The following is a 1,404-nucleotide window of genomic DNA, read 5'->3' as shown; positions in this document are numbered from 1 at the left end:
TACACATGAACGCGTCTGGATTGATGTTCTTCTTTATACAGGCTTGCGTCGTGGTGATGCCGTTCGTATCGGCTGGAAAGACGTAAAAGATAATATCATTTATCTCAAAACAGAAAAGAGCCAATTTAAAACAGATGTTTTTCTTCCTATTTTACCAGAACTAGAGGAAACCCTTAAAATTGGTCCCATAGGTAATGAAACATTTATTTGTGGTAAAGGTGGAAATAAGCTTGTCAAAGAAAGTTTTGGCAACCTCTTTCGTGAAGCATGTAATGCGGCGGGTATTAAAAAATCAGCGCACGGATTGCGAAAATTAGCAGCAACACGTGCAGCCAATGCTGGTGCGACAGTTTCGCAAATGAAAGCGCTTTTTGGCTGGACAGAAGATAAAATGGCATCTCTTTATACCAAAACAGCCGATAGAAAACGCCTTGCAATAGAAGCCATTAAAAAACTTCAAAAAGGTTAGAGCAACGGGCGGAAGCTAAAAAACTAAAGCCCCGTCAAAATTATAAACGAAATCAAAGCGACGTTTGATGTGCTTCAGAAACCAGAGGAGAAATAGGTGGTTGTGTCTGTTGCATTGTTTGCCATAAATTATAATTTGTTTGCATATCCAGCCAAAATTTCGCTTTACTAAAACCAGCTAGTTCTAATTTCACTGCAAGTTCGGTACTCATAGAGGCATGTCCGTTAATCACTCTTGATAGAGAAGCTCTTGTCATATGGAGATGATTAGCTAACTTTTGTATTGTTATCCCCATTTCGTCTAAGAAAGCTACTTTTAGAACTTCGCCCGGATGTGCGGGGTTATGCATCATTATTTTCGTTCCTTTCATCAATGGTAATCTTGATAATCAACAAGCTCCACATCTGTTCCTATAAAGCGAAAAGTAACACGCCAATTTCCATTCACCCATATAGAATAGTATCCTGTAAGTTCACCTTTAAGAGGATGCATTTTAAAGGCAGGTGCTTTCAACATTTCGGGCGTGGTAGCACTTGTTAAAGCCGTTAAGATAACGCGTAATTTCTTTACGTGATCTGGTCGAATAGCTTTTGTGGAACCTGTTGTATAAAATAATTTTAAGCCCTTATGTCTGAAACTCACAATTGCCATTAGCACCCCTTATCGTATACTATTACTATACGATTTATAAAAATAAGAGTCAAGTAAGATACTGGAAAATCTGATTACATATTTGGATAAAATGATTGAGAATAAGCTATAAAAAAGTTCGGGATAGACATAAAAATAAGTTAATAAAATCAATGGAATTAAAATTCCCTTACCTTTATATAAGTTATTGATTGCATATAAATGTAGCATTCCCACCCCCTCCGCCACAGCACTTTTATGGTGCTATAACTTATTGATTTCATGTGTGTTTTTTCAAGGTGCGG

At 37.2% G+C, this 1,404-nt stretch carries 3 protein-coding genes; 1 reads left to right on the top strand and 2 read right to left on the bottom strand.

All coding sequences use genetic code 11. From position 1 onward, the window contains the following. The coding region (locus ACFIL7_RS09070; protein ID WP_375683536.1) for a tyrosine-type recombinase/integrase at positions 1-469 on the top strand (469 nt) is incomplete at its 5' end. A gap of 52 nt (positions 470-521) precedes the next feature. Here ACFIL7_RS09070 and ACFIL7_RS09065 read toward each other — a convergent pair. Together ACFIL7_RS09065 and ACFIL7_RS09060 are read right to left on the bottom strand one after the other, a co-directional pair. Beyond that, the gene (locus ACFIL7_RS09065) at positions 522-821 is read right to left on the bottom strand and encodes a HigA family addiction module antitoxin (RefSeq protein WP_183194585.1); all 300 of its coding nucleotides are present in this window, start codon (positions 819-821) and stop codon (positions 522-524) included. A 17-nt stretch (positions 822-838) separates the two neighbouring features. Continuing rightward, on the bottom strand, positions 839-1,120 hold the full coding sequence (locus ACFIL7_RS09060; RefSeq protein ID WP_183194586.1) for a type II toxin-antitoxin system RelE/ParE family toxin: 282 nt from the start codon (positions 1,118-1,120) through the stop codon (positions 839-841). Between the last annotated feature and the right edge of the window lie 284 nt (positions 1,121-1,404).

This window comes from Bartonella sp. AP3QHHD (assembly GCF_042195765.1).
Classification (GTDB): Bacteria; Pseudomonadota; Alphaproteobacteria; order Rhizobiales; family Rhizobiaceae; genus Bartonella.
This window is presented reverse-complemented; position numbering and strand designations above follow the sequence as displayed.